Below are 19,354 nucleotides of genomic sequence, written 5' to 3'. Positions count from 1 at the left end.
CACGAGGGCCTCCTGGCGGTCGGGCGTAGATGTCGCAATCCACACCGAACCCAGAAGGCCCTCACCCGTTCAAGCACCCAGCATGCGTGTCACCAACGTCCCGGAACAGCACAGCTAGGGCCTGTCGTTTGGATCACGCCGCAGACGCGGGGCCTGCCCCGGCTCCCGGGCGTCCCGTGGAACGGCGTCCTCACCGTCGCCCGGCCGCGGGCGTCACCGCTGCCGCGCCGGGCCCGCCGGGACGACGCGACGCCTGCCCGCAACGCTCACGCGTGCCGTTCACGTGCCGAGGACCGTGGTGCGCGGGCGGGTCACCGTGGCCATCATGCCGACGGTGAGCACGCAGCGGTCGCCGTCCCAGGTCTGTCCGGAGACGAACACGTCGTCGGAGATCAGGCGATCGATCCTGGCCTCGTGACGCAGTACGGCGCCCGGATACACATGCCCGGCGAAGCGGCAGTCGCGCACCGACGCCGCCATGCGCACGCCGTCGTCGGAGGCGTCGCTCAGCCACAGGAGCGCAGCCGCCTGCCCGAACGACTCCAGCATGAGCGAGTGGGGATACGTGTACCGCGAGCCCGGCAGCCCGGGGCTCATCGACTGGTAGCAGGGCTCCGATCCGGTGACCGCCTTGCTGACCACGATCCGGTGGCCCGGCTCGATGGCGTCCACCCGGTCGACCAGCACGATGGGGTGCGCGACCGGCAGGATGTCCAGCATGCCCGCGTAGTCCGGGATTCCGGCGTGGCCGCCGGCCGACGGCGGGCGACCGGTCACGCCGAGGTCGTGGGACCGGCGCTCGGTGCCGACCACGGCCTTCACCACGGACACCGTGGTGCCGTCGCGGCGGCTGCCCTGGGCCCGGACCGTCCAGCGGTCCGGCCCTTCCGGCACGCCCTCGACGTCCATGCACAGTTCGTCGCCGTGCAGCACCGGGGCCAGCCAGCGGCCGCTGACGATCTTCAGTACGTTCACCGGTTCGGCCCGGCCGACCACCGCGTTCATCGACTGGCGAAGGGCCTCCAGGAAAAACGTGGCGGGCAGCAGGGTGAGCCCCGGGAAGTGCCCGTTCATGTACGGGTCGCGCGAGTCGACCTCCTTGTACGCGCGGAACCTGACCGTCGGGACCATGGCCGACGTCTCGATCCGGTCCACCGCCCGAAGCGGCGCGGCGAAACGAGTGGTCCAGGGGTCCCCGACCCGGTCGGTCACACCGGTGTTCATTGAGTTCCCCCCTGGTTGCGCCCCTCGTCGTCCTCGATTCCCGACCGGCCGGCCTCCGCTGCCGCCAGCGCGCGTGCCAGCACCTGCCCGACGACGTCGAGCGATCGGGGGCGGGTCATGCCCGCGTGGTCCGTGGCGACCGGGTACTCGTGGATCTCGCCGTCCACGTGGGGACGCCACGCGGCCGGATCGAGCCGATCGCCCTCGGTGGCGACGAACAGGTGGACGTCTCCGCGGTAGCGGCGCGGCGTGTGCACCGCGGCCATGCGGCTGTTGTTGGTCATGACTCCGCTCAGCCGGCCGAGCTGCGCGGCGTCCAGGTCGCCGAACATGCCGCCGCGCTCGGCGAGAAGGGCGGCGACCGTGTCGGCGCCGAGCCGCCGGCCGGCCAGGTCCGTCAGGTCGTAGCCGCCGCTCTCGAGCATGGCGCGGAACAACCCGTCGTGGGCGTCCTCCTCGTCGAAGGCGGGTTCCGGGCCCGTGCGCGGCACGGTGTCCAGGACGGCGAGCAGTTCGACGGTTTCGCCGGCCTCCTGCAGCCGGGCGGCCATCTCGTGCACCACGATCCCGCCGAAGGAGTAGCCGACCAGGCGGTACGGCCCGTTGGGCTGCACCTTTCGCATCCGCTCGATGTGCTCGGCGGCGGCCTCGGCCACCGAGCGGGGCAGCGGGGAGCCGTCCATCCCCCGTGACTGGAGCCCGTACACCGGGACGTCGCCGTCGAGGTGACGGAGCAGCCCGGTGAACGACCAGGCGAATCCGCTCGCCGGGTGGGCGCAGAACACGGGCGTTCCGGTGCCGTGTTCCCGCAGGGCGACGAGGACGTCGAAGCTGTTGCCGCCGCCGCTGCCGCCGACTCTTCTGGCCAGTTCGGCCACGGTCGGCGCCTCGAAGAGGGTGCGGATGCCGAGCCGGACGCCCAGCACCTCACGGATCCGGCCGATCAGCCGGGTGGCCAGCAGTGAGTGTCCGCCCAGGTCGAAGAAGCCGTCCTCGACGGACACCCCGGACCTGCCGAGCACCTCGCCGAACAGCTCGCACACGACGCGTTCGACGTCGTCACGGGGTGCGGTGCCGCCCTGTCGCCGGTCCGCGGGGGCGGGCAGCGCGGCCCGGTCCACCTTGCGGTTCGGGGTCAGCGGCAGCTCGTCCAGGACGACGAACGCCGACGGCACCTGGTAGTCGGGCAGGACCGCGGCCAGCGCGTCGCGCAGACCGGCCGTCTCCAGGGTCGCGCCGCGCTCCGGCACCACGTAGGCCACCAGCCGCTGGTCCCCGGGCCGGTCGGTGCGCACCACGGCCACCGCCTGCCGTACGCCCGGCCGCCGGGTCAGCACTGCCTCGATCTCGCCCGGCTCGATGCGGAACCCGCGCACCTTGACCTGCTCGTCGGCCCTCCCGGCGAACAGCAGGTTCCCGTCCGCGGTCCAGCGCACGAGGTCGCCCGTGCGGTACATGCGCGCGCCGGGCGGGCCGAACGGGTCGGCCACGAACCGGCGGGCTGTCAGCTCCGGCCGGTACAGATAGCCGCGCGCCAGGGCGGCACCGGAGACGTACAGTTCACCCGCGACGCCCACGTCCACGGGGCGCAGCCGCTGGTCGAGGACGTAGACGGCGGTGTTGGCCATCGGCCGTCCGATCGGCACCGGGCCGTCGGGCAGCGGGTCCCCGGGTTCGATCCGGTGGTCGGCGCAGTTCACGGTGAGTTCGGTGGGCCCGTAGCAGTTGACCACGGTCGCGTCGGGATGCGCGGCGCGCCAGGCGTGCACCGCCTCACCGGTCAAGGCCTCGCCGCCGAGCAGCAGTTCGGTACGCGGACTGAACTCGTCGGGCAGTTCGGCCAGCATCGGCAGGTGGCTCGGCGTGACCTTGGTCAGCGCGCACGGCCGGTCCCGCAGGGCCGCGACGGTGTCCGGGTCTTCGTCGAGCGCGGCCAGGTGCACGGTGCCGCCCACGGTGAGCGGTACGAACATGCCGGTGACGGTGAGGTCGAAGGAGGCCGTGGTGGTGACGAGCACCGTCTCGCGCATCCCCTCGTAGCGCGCGCCCGCGAAGGCGAGGTAGTCGGACAGCGACCGGTGTTCGACGACCACGCCCTTGGGGCGGCCCGTGGAGCCGGAGGTGTAGATGACGTACGCGGGGTCGTGCGGGTGCGGTGCGGACAGCGGGACGGCGTCCGCCGCCGGTGCCCGCACCGCCCCGGTGCCGGCGTCCACGACCAGGGTCGGCACGTCCTCGCCGGACAGGCCACCGGCGGACTCCGGGGTGGTCAGCAGCAGTGCCGCCCGGGCGTCGTCCGTGACGTACCGGATCCGCTCGCGCGGGTGGCCGGGATCGAGTGGCACGTAGGCGCCGCGGGCCTTGAGGACGGCGAGCAGCGCGACCATCTGGCCGGGCGACCTCGGCATGGCCACCGCCACCACCCGCTCCGGTCCGACGCCCCTGGCCACGAGCACATGGGCCAGCCGGTCGGTGGCGCCGTCCAGCTCGGCGTACGTCATCGAGGCGAGGCCGTGCCGGACGGCGATCGCGTCCGGGGTGCGGCGCGCCTGGGCGGTGAGCAGCTCGGGCAGCGTGGCGGTGGCGGCCTCGGTGGCGGTGTCGTTCCACTCCACGAGCAGGCGCCGCCGGGTCGTGTCGTCGAGCAGCTCGACGCTGCCGACCGGTTGGTGCGGAGCCTCGGCGACCTGGGCGAGGAGCCGGCCGAGCGCCTCCGCGAACCGGTGCACGGTGTCCCGGTCGAACAGGTCGGTCCGGTAGCGGACGCCGCAGGTCAGGCCGTCCGGCTCTCCGTCCGGCCCGGTTCGTTCGGTCAGTTGGACGGCCAGGTCGAACTTGGCCCCGCCGCCGTCGCTCACCGCCACCTCGGTGACCTCCACGCCGGACGCCGTGAACGCCGTGGGCGGGTCGTTCTGGAAGGAGAGCATGACCTGGAACAGGGGGTGCCGGGAGAGGGTGCGGGCCGGGTTGAGGACTTCCACCAGCCGTTCGAAGGGCACGTCCTGGTGCGCGTACGCTTCCAGGTCGGTCTGCCGCACCCGGTCCAGCAGTTCGGCGAACGTCGGGTCGCCGGAGGTGTCGGTGCGCAGGACGAGGGTGTTGACGAAGAAGCCCACGAGGTCGTCCAGTGCTTCGTCCACGCGACCGGCGATCGGGGTGCCGATCGGGATGTCCGTGCCCGCGCCGACTCGGCTGAGCAGCGCGGCGAGTGCGGCGTGCGCGACCATGAACATGCTGGCGCGGTGCTGTGAGGCGAGCTCGGTGAGCCGCCGGTGCACCTCGGCGGGTACCTCGAGGCCGACGGTGTCGCCGCGGTGGTCGGCGACAGCGGGGCGGGGCCGGTCGGCGGGCAGCTCCAGCCCTTCCGGCAGATCGGCCAACGCGTCCTTCCAATAGGCCAGTTGTGTGGCGATCGCCGAGTCCGGGGTGTCCTCGTCGCCGAGCCACCGGCGCTGCCACAGCGCGTAGTCGGCGTACTGCACCGGCAGCGGTTCCCACGCCGGGGCATCGTCCTGACAGCGCGCGGTGTAGGCCTCGGACAGATCGCGCACGAGGGGGACGGTCGACGCGCCGTCCCCGGCGATGTGGTGCAGCACCAGCATCAGCACGTGCTCCTGATCGCCGAGCCGGAACAACCGTGCGCGCACAGGTGGTTCGGTCTCCAGGTGGAACGGCCGGCCGAACACCGCGGCGAGCTCGGCGGGCAGCTCGGCCTCGGTAGTGGTCACCGGCTCGTCCCACACCTTCACGTCCGGGAGCGGCAGCACCACCTGGTGCGGCTCGCCCTCGACCGCCGGGTAGACGGTGCGCAGCACCTCGTGCCGCTCGACGACATCGTCGAGGGCGGCCCGGAGGGCCGCCGTGTCCAGCGGACCGGAGAACCGCAGCGCGGCGGGGATACGGTACGGGGACGCCTCGGGGTCCATGGCGTTCAGGAACCACAGCCGCCGCTGCCCGAACGACGCGGGCACCGATTCGCCGCGCGGCATGCGGCGCAGTGCCGGCCGACCGCGCTCGGCGCCGTCGAGCACCGCGGCGAACTCGGCCACGGTGGGGGCCTCGAAGACCGCGCGGACGGGCACCTCGACGTCGAGTACGGTCCGCATCCTGCTGACCAGGCGGGTGGCGAGCAGGGAGTGCCCTCCCATCGCGAAGAAGTTGTCGTCGATGCCCAGTTGCCCCGGCTCAAGCCCCAGAACCTCGGCGAAGAGTCCGCACAGGGCCTCCTCCCGCGCGGTCCGGGGCCCGCGGCCGTCGGGCGACGAGAGCACGGGCGCGGGGAGCGCGGCCTGGTCCACCTTGCCGTTCAGCGTCAGGGGCAGGGCGTCGAGCGGGACGAACGCGCTGGGCACCATGTAGTCGGGCAGCGCGGCCGACACGCCGGTCCGCAGTTCCTGCTCGCCCGGCCCGGCGTTCGCGGCAGGCACGTAGTAGGCGACGAGCCGCTTCTCCCGCGGAGTGTCCTCGCGCACCACGACGACGCTCTGGCCCACGCCGGGCTGCGCGGCCAGTGCCGTCTCGATCTCACCGATCTCGATGCGGAATCCTCGGATCTTGACCTGCTTGTCCGCCCGGCCCAGGAATTCCAGCACCCCGGCGGTGTTCCACCGCACCAGGTCACCGGTGCGGTACATCCGGACGCCCGGAACGCCGAACGGATCGGCCACGAACGCCTGTGCGGTCAGCTCCGGACGGCCCACATAGCCCCGGGCGATCCCCGCACCGGAGACGTACAGTTCCCCCACCACACCGCGCGGCACCAGCCGCAGCCGGTCGTCGAGGACGTAGACGCGCCGGTTGTCCATCGGCCGTCCGATCGGCACCGTGTCGGGCACGTCGTCCACGGAACGCATGGGGTACGCCGTGGGCCCCACGGTCGTCTCGGTCGGCCCGTATCCGTTCACCAGCAGCAGTTCCGGGTTGCCCGCGAGGACCTGCCGAGCCGCGGCGGGGGGCATCGCCTCGCCGCCCACGCTCAGCTGCCGCACTCCCGCCAGGCTCTCCGGAGACGTCTCCGCGACCAGCCGGAAGACGGCGGCGGGCAGCGCCAGCGCGGTCACGCCGTGGTCACGGATCGTGCGGGTCAGTTGTGTGATGTCCAGTTCACCCGGTGGTGCGATCACCAGTTCCCGTCCGAACAGCAGGGACACCCACAGCTCGTGGACCGACGGGTCGAACGAGTGCGCCACGTGCTGGAGGACACGCTCGTGGCTGCGCCCCGTCCACAGGCCGTCGGAGACATACCCCAGCACGCTCCGGTGCGACACCCCCACCCCCTTGGGCTCACCCGTGGACCCGGACGTGAACATCACGTACGCCAACTGGTCCGGGTGCACCACCACCCCCGGATCGGAGTCGTCGTCCGCAAGCGGGTCCGAGCCGACCACGACCGTCGCCGCGTGCTCTGGCGCGCACCCGTCGGCGTCGGTCAGCAGGACGGCCGCGTCACTGGCGGAGACCATCCTGGCCAACCGGTCCGACGGGCTGCGCGGGTCGAGGGGCACATAGGCCGCACCGGCCTTCAGCACCGAGAGGACGGACACCAGCAGCTCGACGGAGCGGCGCTGCACGATCGCGATCCGGTCCTCGGGCCGCACACCCAGCGCCAGCAGGTGCCGCGCGAGCCGGTTGGCCCGGCGGTCCAGCTCCCCGTACGTCACCTTCGTCTCGCCGGACACCAGCGCCACCGCGTCCGGAGCCGCCGCCACCTGCTCCGCGAACCGCGCCGGAATCGACACCTCGGGCACCTCGCGTCCGGGTCCCCGCCCGACGGCCAGCAGCGCCGCCTGTTCGGCGCCGTCGAGCAGCGGGGCGGCGCCGATCGGCTGTCCGGGGGCGTCGGCGAACCGGGCGAGCAGCCTGCCGAACGCGTCGACCAGCATCCGTGCCGTGTGCTCGTCGAACAGGTCGGTGCGGAAGTGTGCCCTGCCCACCATGCCACCGGGTTCGCCGGCCGGCCGGAATCGCTCGACCAGTTCCACCGAAAGGTCGAACTGCTCCTCGCCCGCTCCGAACGTCACGGGCTCGACGGTGAGACCGTCCATCTCGACCGTTCCCCACGGGCTGTTCTGGAAGGAGAGCATGACCTGGAACAGGGGGTGCCGGGAGAGGGTGCGGGCCGGGTTGAGGACTTCCACCAGCCGTTCGAAGGGCACGTCCTGGTGCGCGTACGCTTCCAGGTCGGTCTGCCGCACCCGGTCCAGCAGTTCGGAGAACGTCGGGTCGCCGGAGGTGTCGGTGCGCAGGACGAGGGTGTTGACGAAGAAGCCCACGAGGTCGTCCAGTGCTTCGTCCACGCGACCGGCGATCGGGGTGCCGATCGGGATGTCCGTGCCCGCGCCGACTCGGCTGAGCAGCGCGGCGAGTGCGGCGTGCGCGACCATGAACATGCTGGCGCGGTGCTGTGAGGCGAGCTCGGTGAGCCGCCGGTGCACCTCGGCCGGTACCTCGAGGCCGACGGTGTCGCCGCGGTGGTCGGCGACAGCGGGACGGGGCCGGTCGGCGGGCAGCTCCAGCCCTTCCGGCAGACCTGCCAACGCGTCCTTCCAATAGGCCAGTTGTGTGGCGATCGCCGAGTCCGGGGTGTCCTCGTCGCCGAGCCACCGGCGCTGCCACAGCGCGTAGTCGGCGTACTGCACCGGCAGCGGCTCCCACCCCGGTGACTCCGCCCGGCAGCGAGCGGAATAGGCGTGAGCCAGGTCCCGCACGAGCGGGGCGACCGAGGCGCCGTCGCCGGCGATGTGATGCAGCACCAGCATCAGCACGTGCTCCCGCTGGCCGAGCCGGAACAGCGTCGCGCGCAGGGGGAGTTCGGTCTCCAGGTGGAACGGCCGGGCGAACTCGGCGGCGAGCCGGGAGGGCAGGTCGTGCGCTGTCGTCGTCAACGGCGTCCGCCACAGCCGCACATGGGAGACGGGCAGCACGGACTGATGGGGCTCACCGTCGACGGCGGGATACACCGTACGCAGGACCTCGTGCCGTTCCGCCACATCCGTGAGAGCGGCCTTCAGGGCGGCGGCGTCCAGCGTGCCGGTGAGGCGCAGCACCGCGGGGATCCGGTAGGGAGCGGAGTCCGGGTCCATGGCGTTGAGGAACCACAGCCGCCGCTGCCCGAAGGACGTCGGAAGGAGGTCGCCGCGCGGCATCGGCCGCAGCGCCGGCCGGCCTGCACCGGCGTCGTCCAGCACGGCCGCGAGTTGAGCCACCGTCGGAGCCTCGAACACCGCGCGGACCGAGAGTTCCACGTCCAGCACCGACCGCACCCTGCTGACCAGCCGTGTCGCCAGCAGTGAGTGCCCGCCCAGGTCGAAGAAGCCGTCGTCAAGCCCCACCTGGTCCCGCGCTGTTCCCAGCACTTCGGCGAAGAGCCCGCACAGTGCGTCCTCCCGCGGGTTCCGGGGACGCCGGCCGCCGGCCGAGGAGAGGACGGGGGCGGGCAGCGCGGACCGGTCCAGCTTTCCGTTCGTCGTCAACGGCAGCTCGTCGAGCGGGACGAAGGCACTGGGCACCATGTAGTCGGGCAGCACGTCGGAGACCGAGGCGCGCAGCGCTTGGGCGTCCGGCTGTCCGCCGGAGCGCACGCCGACGGACGGGACGTAGTAGGCGACGATCCGCTTGTCGCCCGGCATGTCCTCGCGGATCACCACCGCGACCTGGCCCACGCCGGGCAGCGCGGCCACCGCCGCCTCGATCTCACCCGGCTCGATGCGGAACCCGCGGACCTTGACCTGCTCGTCCGCCCGGCCGCGGAAGCCGAGGTTTCCCGCGGCGTTCCAGCGCGCCAGGTCCCCGGTGCGGTACATCCGTGCACCAGGCAGGAAGGGATCCGCCACGAACCGCGCCGCGGTGAGGTCCGGCCGCCTCAGATAGCCGCGGGCCAGGCCGGCGCCGGACACGTACAGCTCCCCCGTCGCCCCTCGGGGCACCGGCCGCAGCCACGGGTCGAGCACGTACACGCGTCGGTTGTCCATCGGCCGTCCGATCGGTACCTGCGCCGGGACCTCGTCGGCGGAACGCATCGTGTACGCCGTGGGCATCACGGTGGTCTCCGTGGGCCCGTATCCGTTGTGCAGCGCCAGCGACGGGTTGGCCGTGAGGACCTGTCGGGCAGCGGACGCCGGCAGCGCCTCACCGCCGACGAGCAGTTCCCGCACTCCCGCGAAACACTCGGGGCGCTCCTCCGCGACCAGCCGGAAGACCGCGGTCGGCACCATCAACGCGGTGACCCCGTTCTCCTGGATCGTCCGGGCCAGCTCCGCGACGTCCGGTTCACCGGGCGGCGCGATCACCAGCACGCGCCCGAACAGCAAGGAGACCCACAGCTCGTAGACCGCCGGATCGAAGGACTGCGCCACGTGCTGGAGCATCCGCTCGTGGTTCGCTCCCTCCCACAGACCATCGGAGGCGAGGTTCAGGACGGCCCGGTGCGGCACCCCGACGCCCTTGGGCTCCCCGGTCGACCCGGACGTGAACATGACGTAGGCGAGCTGGTCCGGACGGATGTCCACACCGGGATCGGTGTCCGGGCCGGGCAGCGGCTCCGGGCCCAGCACCACCGGCGCCGCGTGCCGGCGTTCGTACCCCTCGATGTCGGTGAGCACGACGGCGGCGCCGCAGGTGGCGAGCATCCTGGCCTGCCGGTCCGCCGGGCTGCGCGGGTCCAGCGGAACATAGGCCGCGCCCGCCTTCAGCACCGCCAGGACGGACACCACCAGGTCCACCGAGCGGCGCTGCACGATCGCCACGCGGTCCTCGCGGGCCACGCCCATCGCCAGCAGCCGGTGGGCGAGACGGTTCGCCCGGCGGTCCAGCTCCCGGTACGTCACCTCGTGGCCGTCCGAGACCAGGGCCACCGCGTCCGGGGCGGCGGCCACCTGTTCGGCGAAGCGCGCCGGAATCGACGTCCCGGGCACCGCCCGCTCGCGCCCCCGGCCGTCCGCGAGCACGGCGGAGCGTTCGGAGCCGGGCATGAGGTCGGCCGTGACGAGCACCGTGTCGGGATCACGGGTGAGCCGGTCGGCAAGGGTCCGCAGGTGCTCGGCGACGGAGGTCACCTCGGCACGGGGCAGCAACTCGTCGCGGAAGTGCAGCCGCACCTCCAGCTCCTCGCCGGGGTGTGCGACGACGGTGAGCGGGTAGTGCCCCGTCTCCTCGCTGCTCGCCCCGGTCAGCCGCAGACCGGTGCCGGGCAGGTCCATGGTGTCCGGGTCCAGCGGGTAGTTCTCGAACACCACCAGGGTGTCGAAGAGTTCGCCGGTGCCCGCCGCCCGCTGGATGTCGGTCATGGCGACGTGGTGGTGGCCGAGCAGGCCGGCCTGCTCCGCCTGGAGCCGGGTGAGCAGGTCGCGGAACGAGCGGGCCCCGGCCGTCCTGACCCGTACGGTGACCGTGTTGATCAGCAGGCCGACCATCGACTCCACGCCGGGCAGCTCCGGCGGGCGGCCGGAGACCGTGGCGCCGAACACCACGTCGTCACGGCCGGTCCGGGCGGTGAGTACCAGGGCCCACAGTGCCTGGAGGACGGTGTTGACGGTGACACCGCACGCCTGGGCGAGGCCGGCGAGTCCGGTCAGCCGTACGGTGAGGCAATCCGGTCGGCGCACCTCCGACGAGGCCGAGCGGGCCTGATCGGCGAGCAGGGTCGGCTGGTCGAGGCCCGCCAGAGCGCGGCGCCAGGCGTCGGTCGCGGCGGCGCGGTCCTGCCGGGCGAGCCAGGCGAGGTAGTCGCGGTACGAGGCGGCCGGCGCCACCGCCGAGGGGTCGGCGCCGGCGGCGTAGCAGTCGAACAGCGCGCGCAGCAGCAGCGGCACCGACCAGCCGTCGAGCAGGATGTGGTGGTTGGTCAGGACCAGTTGGTGGCGCCGGTCCGGGTGCACGAGCAGCGTGAACCGCACGAGCGGCGGCTCGTCGAGCACGAAGCCGGCGCGGCGCTCGGAGACGAGGACCTGTCGGGCCTCGGCCCGCGCGGCGTCGCCGTCCAGGTCGGACAGGTCGACGACGCGGAAGGGCAGGTCGGTGCCGCCGGGCACGAACTGGACCGGGGCGCGCAGCCCGCGGTCGGTGAAGCCGGAGCGCAGGTTGGGGTGGCGGTCCAGGACGTGCCGCGCCGAGGCACGCAGTCGCTCGACGTCGAGCGGGCCGGTGAGGTCGAGGACGATCTGCGGGGTGTAGGGGTCGGCGCCGCGTCCGTGGTAGGCGGCGTGGAAGAAGAACGACTCGGCGAGCGGCGACAGCGGCAGCAGGTCGTCCAGGCCGGGCACGGCGGCCACCAGGGTGTCCACCTCGGACTGGTCGAGCGCGACGAGCGGGAAGTCGCTCGGTGTGTGTCCGCTTGCGGCGCCGGCCGCGTCCCGCAGCGCCTCCAGCGCCTGCCGCCACAGCCCGGTGAGCTCCAGGACGTCCCGTTCGGCGAACAGGTCGGCCGGCCAGCTCACGGTCGCGGACAGTTCCGGACCGTCGGCGTTCTCGACGCTGATCGCGTTGATCTCCAGTGCGTGCCGGACGGGGGCGTCCGCTCCCGCGCCACCGCCGAGTCCGGCCTGTTCCGGGGCGAGTGCCCAGTCCTCCGCTCCGGTGGAGGCGGTCACCCGGCCGAGGTAGTTGAACGCCAGTTGGGGCGTCGCCAGGCCGGTGAACTCCGGGGCGGTCTCCGGGTTGAGGTGGCGCAGCAGGCCGTAGCCGAGACCGGCGGGCAGCGTCCTGAGGTGCTGCTTGACCCGGCGTACGGCGGCGGCTGCCTGGCCGGCGGCCCTGTCCGCGGCGCCGGTGGCGTCGTACACCGCGTCGACGTCGACGCCGGACAGGTCGAGCCGGGCGGGGTGCAGGGTGGTGAACCAGCCGACCGTGCGGGAGACGTCGAGTTCCTCGACCTGATCCCGGCCGTGGCCCTCCACGTCGACCAGCAGGGCGGGGGAGTCGTCGCCGCGCCCCGACCGCCAGCGCGTGACCGCCAGGGCCAGACCGGCGAGGAGCATCTCATGGGTGCCGGCCCGGAACGCGGCGGGCACCCGGGTCAGCAGGTCGCCGGTCAGCGGTACGGGCAGGGTGAGGCGTACCCGGCGGACCCCCGCCGCGGTGTCGGTGGCGGGATCGACCGGCCGGGCGCCGAGCGGAGCCTCGGGTTCGGCGAGCAGTGCCAGCCAGTCGTCCAGCCGGGACAGCACGGCCGGGTCGTGCGCGGCGTCCGCGACGGCCTGCGCCCAGCGTCGGTACGGGACCGGCCGCGGTGCCCCGGCGTCGGCGGGCGCGGGACCGGCGGCGAGGTCGGCGCCGAGGATGCGCCAGGACACCCCGTCCACCACGAGATGGTGCAGGACGAGCAGCAGCCGGCCCTGCCGGTCGGGGCCGGTGTCGAACCACACCGCGCGCACCATCACGCCGGACTCCGGGGCGAGTTCGCCGTGTGCGCGGTCGTGTTCGGCCCGCAGTGCCGCGAGGAGTTCGTCGGGGGTGTGTCCGGTGCTGTCCACACGGCGCAGGCACGTGGCGGCGGTCACGCTGCCGGGTTCGTCGATCACCGCGCGCCAGGTGCGGCGGCGGACCAGCCTCATACGGAGCGCGTCGTGCCGGTCCAGCACGGCCTGGAGGGTGGCACGCAGGCCGGACTCGGTCAGCCCGGCGGGGGTGGTGAGCAGCATGGACTGCGCGAAGTCGGCGACCGGGCGGTCGTGTTCGCGCAGCCAGTGCATGATCGGGGTGAGCCGCACAGGGCCCGTGGCGTCCGCCGGGGGCTCGTCGGTGCGGTCGGCCGCGTCCTGCCCTGCGGGCACGGCGGCGGCCGCGAGAGCGGCGACGGTGCGGTGCTCGAACACGTCCTTCGGGGTGAGTTCCAGGCCGGCCGCGCGGGCGCGGGTGACCAGCTGGATCGACATGATGCTGTCGCCACCGAGGTCGAAGAAGCTGTCGTGCACTCCCACGTCGGCCACCTTGAGCACCGCGGAGAACAGCTCGCACAGGGCGGCCTCGGTGTCGGTGCGGGGTGCCGTGCGGGTGCCGTGCGCGGCGAACTCGGGGGCCGGCAGCGCCTTGCGGTCCACCTTCATGCCGTTGGCGATCACGGGAAGCGCGTCGAGCACCATGACGGCGGCCGGCACCATGTACTCGGGCAGGATCGAGGCCGCGTGCGCGCGCAGCGCGTCGCCGTCCGCGCCGCCGGGCCCGGCGGGGACGACGTAGCCCACCAGGCGCCGGGTGCCCGGGGTGTCCTCGCGCACGACGACCACACACTGCCGCACCGAGGGGTGGGAGCAGAGCGCGGTCTCCACCTCGCCGGGTTCGATGCGGAAGCCGCGGATCTTGACCTGGTCGTCGGCCCGGCCGAGGAACTCCAGTTCGCCCCCGGCGTTCCACCGCACCCGGTCACCGGTCCGGTACATCCGCGTGCCCGGTGCCCCGAACGGGTCCGCCACGAATCGCTGCGCGGTCAGGTCCGGGTGGCCGAGGTAGCCCCGGGCGAGCCCGTCGCCGGCGAGGTACAGCTCGCCGGGTACGCCCGGCGGCACCGGGTTCAGGGCCGTGTCGAGCACGAAGGCCCGGGTGTTCCACAGCGGGGTGCCTATCGGCGGGGCACCGCCCGGGCGCAGCGGGTGGCTGAACGTGGCGCCGACCGTGTACTCGGTCGGGCCGTAGCCGTTGAGCATCCGGCGTCCGGGAGCGAACCGGGTGACGAGTTCGGCCGGGCACACGTCGCCGCCCACCGCGAGGGTGCGCAGGTCGGGCAGTTCCACGTCGTCCGGCAGTGTGGCCGCCGCGGCGGGCGGGATCAGCGCGTGCGTCACCCGGTTCGCGGTGAGCACGTCGGCGAGCGTGGAGCCGATCAGCGGCCCGTCCGAGGACACCACGAGCGCGGCACCGGCCCCGAACGCCAGGCACAGTTCCAGTACCGAGACGTCGAAGCTGGGCGACGAACACTGCAGGACCCGGCTGTCCGCCGTCGTCCGGAACCGGTCCCGCAGGAACGCGGTGAAGCCGGCGAGGCCGCGGTGGGTGACGGCGACGCCCTTGGGGACGCCGGTGGATCCGGAGGTGTAGATGACGTAGGCGGCGTTGTCCGGCGACAGCGGGGCGTCCCGGTCGGCGTCGGTGACGTCACCGCTGCCTGCGTCGCCGCCGGTCGCCGTGGCCGCTTCGGCGTCCACCTCGCCCGTGAGCAGTACCGGACAGGCCGGTTCGGGCAGCGCGTCGGCCGTCGCCGCGGACGCCACCACGAGCAGTGGCCGGGCGTCGCCCAGGACGTGCGCGACGCGGTCGGCGGGGAAGGCGGGGTCGAGGGGTAAGAAGGCGGCGCCCGCCTTGCTGATCGCCAGTTGGGTGACGGTGAGGTCCACCGACCGCGGCAACAGCACCGCGACGAGCCGCTCCGGTCCGGCGCCGCGTGCGATCAGTAGCCTGGCCATGCGGTTCGCCCGCGCGTTGAGCTCGGCGTAGCTCAGGCGCTGCTCGTCGGCGAGGAGCGCGGGCGCGTCGGGGGCGGCGGCGGCGGTGTCCTCGAAGATCCGCGCGAGCGTCCGTACGGGGACGTCGCGTGCGGTGTCGTTCCACTCGGCCAGGAGGCGGTGCCGCTCGGCCGGTTCGAGTACGTCGATCGCGCCGACCGGGCGGCCGGGGTCGGCGACGGCGGCCGCGAGCACCCGGACCAGCAGGCCGGCGATCCGGGCCGCGGTGTCCGGGTCGTACAGGTCGGTGCTGTACTCGAGGTGGCCCGTCAGTCCGGCGGGGGCACCGTCCGCGGTGCGCCGCTCCCGTACCTCGAAGACGAGGTCGACCTTGGTGTACTCCCGTTCGGCGGGCAGCGGCCGCACCTCAGCACCGGGCAGTTCCAGGCACGGGTCGTCGTGCTGGAGTACCAGCATCACCTGGAACAGCGGGTTGCGGGAGGCCGAGCGCTCAGGCCGCAGCCGCTCCACGAGCCGCTCGAACGGCAGGTCCTGGTGGGCGTAGGCGGCGAGGTCGGTCTCCCGCACCCGGCCGAGCAGTTCGGTGAACGCCGGATCGCCCGAGGTGTCGGTGCGCAGCACCACCGTGTTGACGAAACAGCCGACCAGGTCGTCGAGGGCCTGGTCGCTCCGGCCGGCGACGACACTGCCGATCGGCAGGTCCGTTCCGCCGCCCAGTCTGGTCAGCACCGTGGCGAGCGCGGCCTGCACGACCATGAACAGGGTGGCGCCCTGGTTCCGGGCCAGTTCGGCGAGCCCGCGGTGGACGTCCGCCCCGACCTCGATGCCGGCCGTCGCGCCGCGGTGGGTCGGCCGGGCGGGGCGGGGGCGGTCGGTGGGCAGCGTGATCTCCTCGGGCAGCCCGTCGAGTGCGCCGCGCCAGTGGGCGAGCTGCCGGGCGGCGAGGCTCTCCGGGTCCTCCTCGTCGCCGAGGACGGCGTGCTGCCAGTGGCAGTAGTCGCCGTAGCCGACCGGCAGGGGCGTCCACCGGGGACATCGGCCCGACAGCCGGGCGGTGTAGGCCTGCGAGAGGTCACGGGTGAAGGGCCGCAGCGACTGGCCGTCGCCGGCGATGTGGTGCAGGAGCAGCAGCAGGACGTGTTCGTCGCCGACGGCGAACAGGACCGCGCGCAGCGGCGGTTCGGCGGCCAGGTCGAAGGCGTGACGTCCGGCGGCCCGCAGCGCGGCGGGCAGTTCGTCCTCCGCGACGGGTACGACGGTCAGCTCGGGGCGTGCGGTGTCCGCGGGCAGCACCACCTGGTGCGGGGTCCCGGTGTCGTGGTCCCGGAACAGGGTGCGCAGAGGTTCGTGCCTGGACACCACGTCGTGCAGCGCCGCCCGGAGCGCGGTGTGGTCCAGGCGGCCGGTGATCCGCAGGACCAGCCCCATGTTGTAGGTGGGTGACGGGCCCTCCAGGCGGTGCAGCACCCACTGCTGGTGCTGCCCGGCCGACAGCGGGGCCGGGGTGTCGCCGGCTGCCGGGAGGAGTGGCGGGCGCCTGCTCGCCGAACCGGTGCGTTCCAGCAGACGCAGCGGGGTCGGCGCCTCGAACACGTCCCGCACGGTGAGTTCGGCGCCGAGCACCGAACGGACCCGGGTGACGAGGCGGCCGGCCAGCAGGGAGTGCCCGCCGAGCGCGAAGAAGTCGTCGTCCATCGTGACGGTGTCCGCCCCGAGCACCTCGGCGAACAGGCCGCACAGCAGTTCCTCGGCCGCGGTGAGGGCGGCACGGCCCGCGCGGCCGGCGCCGTAGTCCGGGGCGGGCAGTGCCCGCCGGTCGAGCTTGCCGTTGGCCGTGGTCGGCAGCCGGTCCAGCACGACGAACGCGGCGGGGACCATGTGCGCGGGCAGCGCCGCGGCGACGAGGTTCCGCAGCTCGTCGGGGTCCGGGATGGCGCCGGGGGCCGGCACCAGGTAGGCGACGAGCCGGTGATCGCCGGGCTCGGCCGGGTTGTCGTCGCGGGCGACCACCACGGCCTGGTCCACGCCGGGCGGGGCGGCCAGGGCGGCCTCGATCTCCCCCGGTTCGACGCGGAATCCGCGGATCTTCACCTGGTGGTCGACCCGGCCGAGGAATTCCAGCTCGCCGTCGGCGGTCCAGCGGGCGAGGTCGCCGGTGCGGTACATGCGGGTGCCGGGCGGACCCCACGGGTCGGCCACGAACCGTTCGGCGCTGAGGCCGGGCCGCCCGAGGTAGCCGTCGGCCAGCTGGACGCCCGCGAGGTAGAGCTCTCCCGCGACGCCGGCCGGCGCGGGCCGCAGCGCGGCGTCCAGCACGAGGACCCGGGTGTTCCACACCGGACGTCCGATCGGGACGCCGTTGTGCGGTTCGCCGTGGCCGCAGTGGTGGGCCGTCACGTCGACGGCCGCCTCGGTCGGGCCGTACAGGTTGTGCAGTTCGGCCGGAGCGTGCGGACCGGCGCCCAGGGTGGTCAGGAACCGTTGCGCGGTCCGCCCGCTGAGGGCCTCCCCGCTGCAGATCACCCGGCGCAGGCCGGCGCAGTCGGCCGGGTCCGCCGCCGTGAGGAAGACCTCCAGCATCGACGGCACGAAATGCACGGTGCTGATCCGTTCCGCGCCGATCAGCCTGCCCAGCGCGGCGGGATCGCTGTGCGCCCCGGGTGCGGCGACGACCAGGGTGGCGCCGGAGATCAGCGGCAGGAAGAACTCCCACACCGACACGTCGAAACTGGCGGGGGTCTTCTGCAGGACGCGGTCGGTGTGGTCGATCGCGTACGCCTCACGCATCCACAGCAGGCGGTTCACGATCGCGCGCTGGGACACGGCGGCGCCCTTGGGCCGTCCGGTCGAGCCGGACGTGTAGATCACGTACGCGGTGTCGAGTCCGGACAGTGCGGCGCCCCGGTCGGCGTCGGTCGGGTCGTGGTCCGGCAGCCCGGCGGGACGGGCCGCGGTATCGGCCGGCAGCCGCGGGGTGCCCGGGGTCGCGGGGAGGACGGCGGCGAGTGCGGCGGTGGTCAGCAGCAGCGCCGGGCGAGCGTCGGCGATCATGAACGCGATCCGGTCCGCCGGAAGCTCCGGGTCGACCGGAACATAGGCCGCACCGGCCTTCTGCACCGCGTAGAGCGCGGTGACCAGCTCGAACGACCGCGGGATCGCGACCGCGACCCTGTCACCGCGGCGGATGCCCCTGGCCAGCAGCAGGTGCGCCAGCCGGTTCACACGCTCGTTGAACTCGGCGTAGCCGAGGGTCACGCCGTCGAACACGACCGCGGGCGCGTCCGGGGTCGCGCGCACCTGCCGCTCGAACAGCGCGGGCAGCGTGGTCGCCGGCACCTCGTGCGCGGTGTCGTTCACCTCGTGCAGCAGATGCCGCCGCTCGGCCGGGGTCGTGGTGTCGACCGAGGCGAGCGGAAGGTCGGGCGCCGCGCCGGCGAGGACGTCGACGACGGCGTCCAGCCGTGCGCGCAGGGCGGCGAACTCCCGCTCGGTGAACACCTCGGCGTGGACGTCGTAGACGAGGTCCAGGCCGCCGTCGTCGGGGCGGCGGTCGAGGCCGAGGGACAGGTCGTCGGTGGGCACGGTGGAGGCGTTGCGGCTGATGCCGGGGTGTCCGGCGAAGTCCAGCACGGTTCTGCCGAGCGCCAGGTTGATCTGCGGGCCGTACAGCCGGCGGGTACCGCCGAGCAGGCCGAGTTCGTGGCGCAGGTCCTCCTGGCGGTAGCGCTGGTGCCGGACCGTGGCGCGCAGGTCGGCCGCCACCGTGCGGAGCAGGTCGCCGACGGTCGCCGCCGCCCGCAGGTCGAGACACAGGGGCAGCACGTTGGAGATCATGCCGGGAACCCTGTCGCAGGCGCCGCCCCGGGCGGCCACGGGCAGCCCCAGTACGACCTCCCGGTCACCGCGCCGCCGGTCCAGGCAGAGCGCGAGCGCCGCGACCACCAGCACCGGCCACGCCACCCCGAGTTCGGTCGCCGCGGCGCGCACCGCGTCGACCCGCTGCGGCGACCAGGAGACGACGGCGCGGCGCTGCCCGAGCGGCACGTGGGGGATGCCGGTGCCGAGGCTCACCGGGTCGGGGGCGTCGGCCAGGCGCGTCGTCCAGAACGCGCGGTCCCGCTCGTACCGGGCGGAGGCGCGGTACTCGGCCTCGGCGTCGGCCAGCGTGCGCAGCGGCGGGAAGCCGGCCTCGGGCACGGGCCGCCCTTCGGTCAGCGCGGTGTAGATCTCGGCGCAGCGTTGTTGCACGAGGAACTCACCGACGCCGTCCATCAGCAGGTGGTGGTACTGCTGGAACCACACGTACTCGGTGTCGGCCAGTTTCAGCAGCGCGAAGTCACAGGCCGAGGGCCGGGTGATGTCCAGGGGGAGGTCGAGCCGCTGCCGCTGCCACTCCTCGGCGGCGGCCGCCGGGTCCTCGGCGGCCGAGAGGTCCACGAACGTGAACGGCGGTTCGGCCGGCGTTCCCTCCACGACGAACACGGGCTCGCCACCGCCGTCCGTGTCGGCCACCCGGCCTCGCAGCACTTCCGCGTCGGCCACGGTGCGGGCGAGGGCCCGGCGGAACCGTTCGACGTCCACCGGCCCCGCGATGCCGGTCCGTTCGGCGACCCGGTAGCGGGGGTTCGTCGGGTCGATGAGCTGCGCGAACCACAGGCCCCGCTGTCCAGCGGTCAGTGGCACGTCGAAGGCCGAGGTGGCGTCCGGCATGAGGTCTCCAGGATCGGCGGACACCG

General features: G+C 73.7%; 2 protein-coding genes. Both read right to left on the bottom strand.

Annotated features, from left to right (window positions below):
- Nucleotides 1-279: 279 nt before the first annotated feature.
- On the bottom strand, nt 280-1,224 hold the full coding sequence (locus tag F1615_RS35980) for a hypothetical protein (RefSeq protein ID WP_208818397.1): 945 nt from the start codon (nt 1,222-1,224) through the stop codon (nt 280-282).
- Entirely contained in the window at nt 1,221-19,328 is an 18,108-nt protein-coding gene (locus F1615_RS24620; protein WP_149551252.1) for a non-ribosomal peptide synthetase, read from the bottom strand. The genes F1615_RS35980 and F1615_RS24620 overlap by 4 nt, the downstream gene beginning before the upstream one ends.
- Nucleotides 19,329-19,354 lie beyond the last annotated feature (26 nt).

This window comes from Streptomyces marokkonensis (assembly GCF_008312835.1).
Lineage (GTDB): Bacteria > Actinomycetota > Actinomycetes > Streptomycetales > Streptomycetaceae > Streptomyces > Streptomyces marokkonensis_A.
Note: the sequence above shows the minus strand (reverse complement) of the source record. Positions and strands in the feature narration are given on the sequence as shown.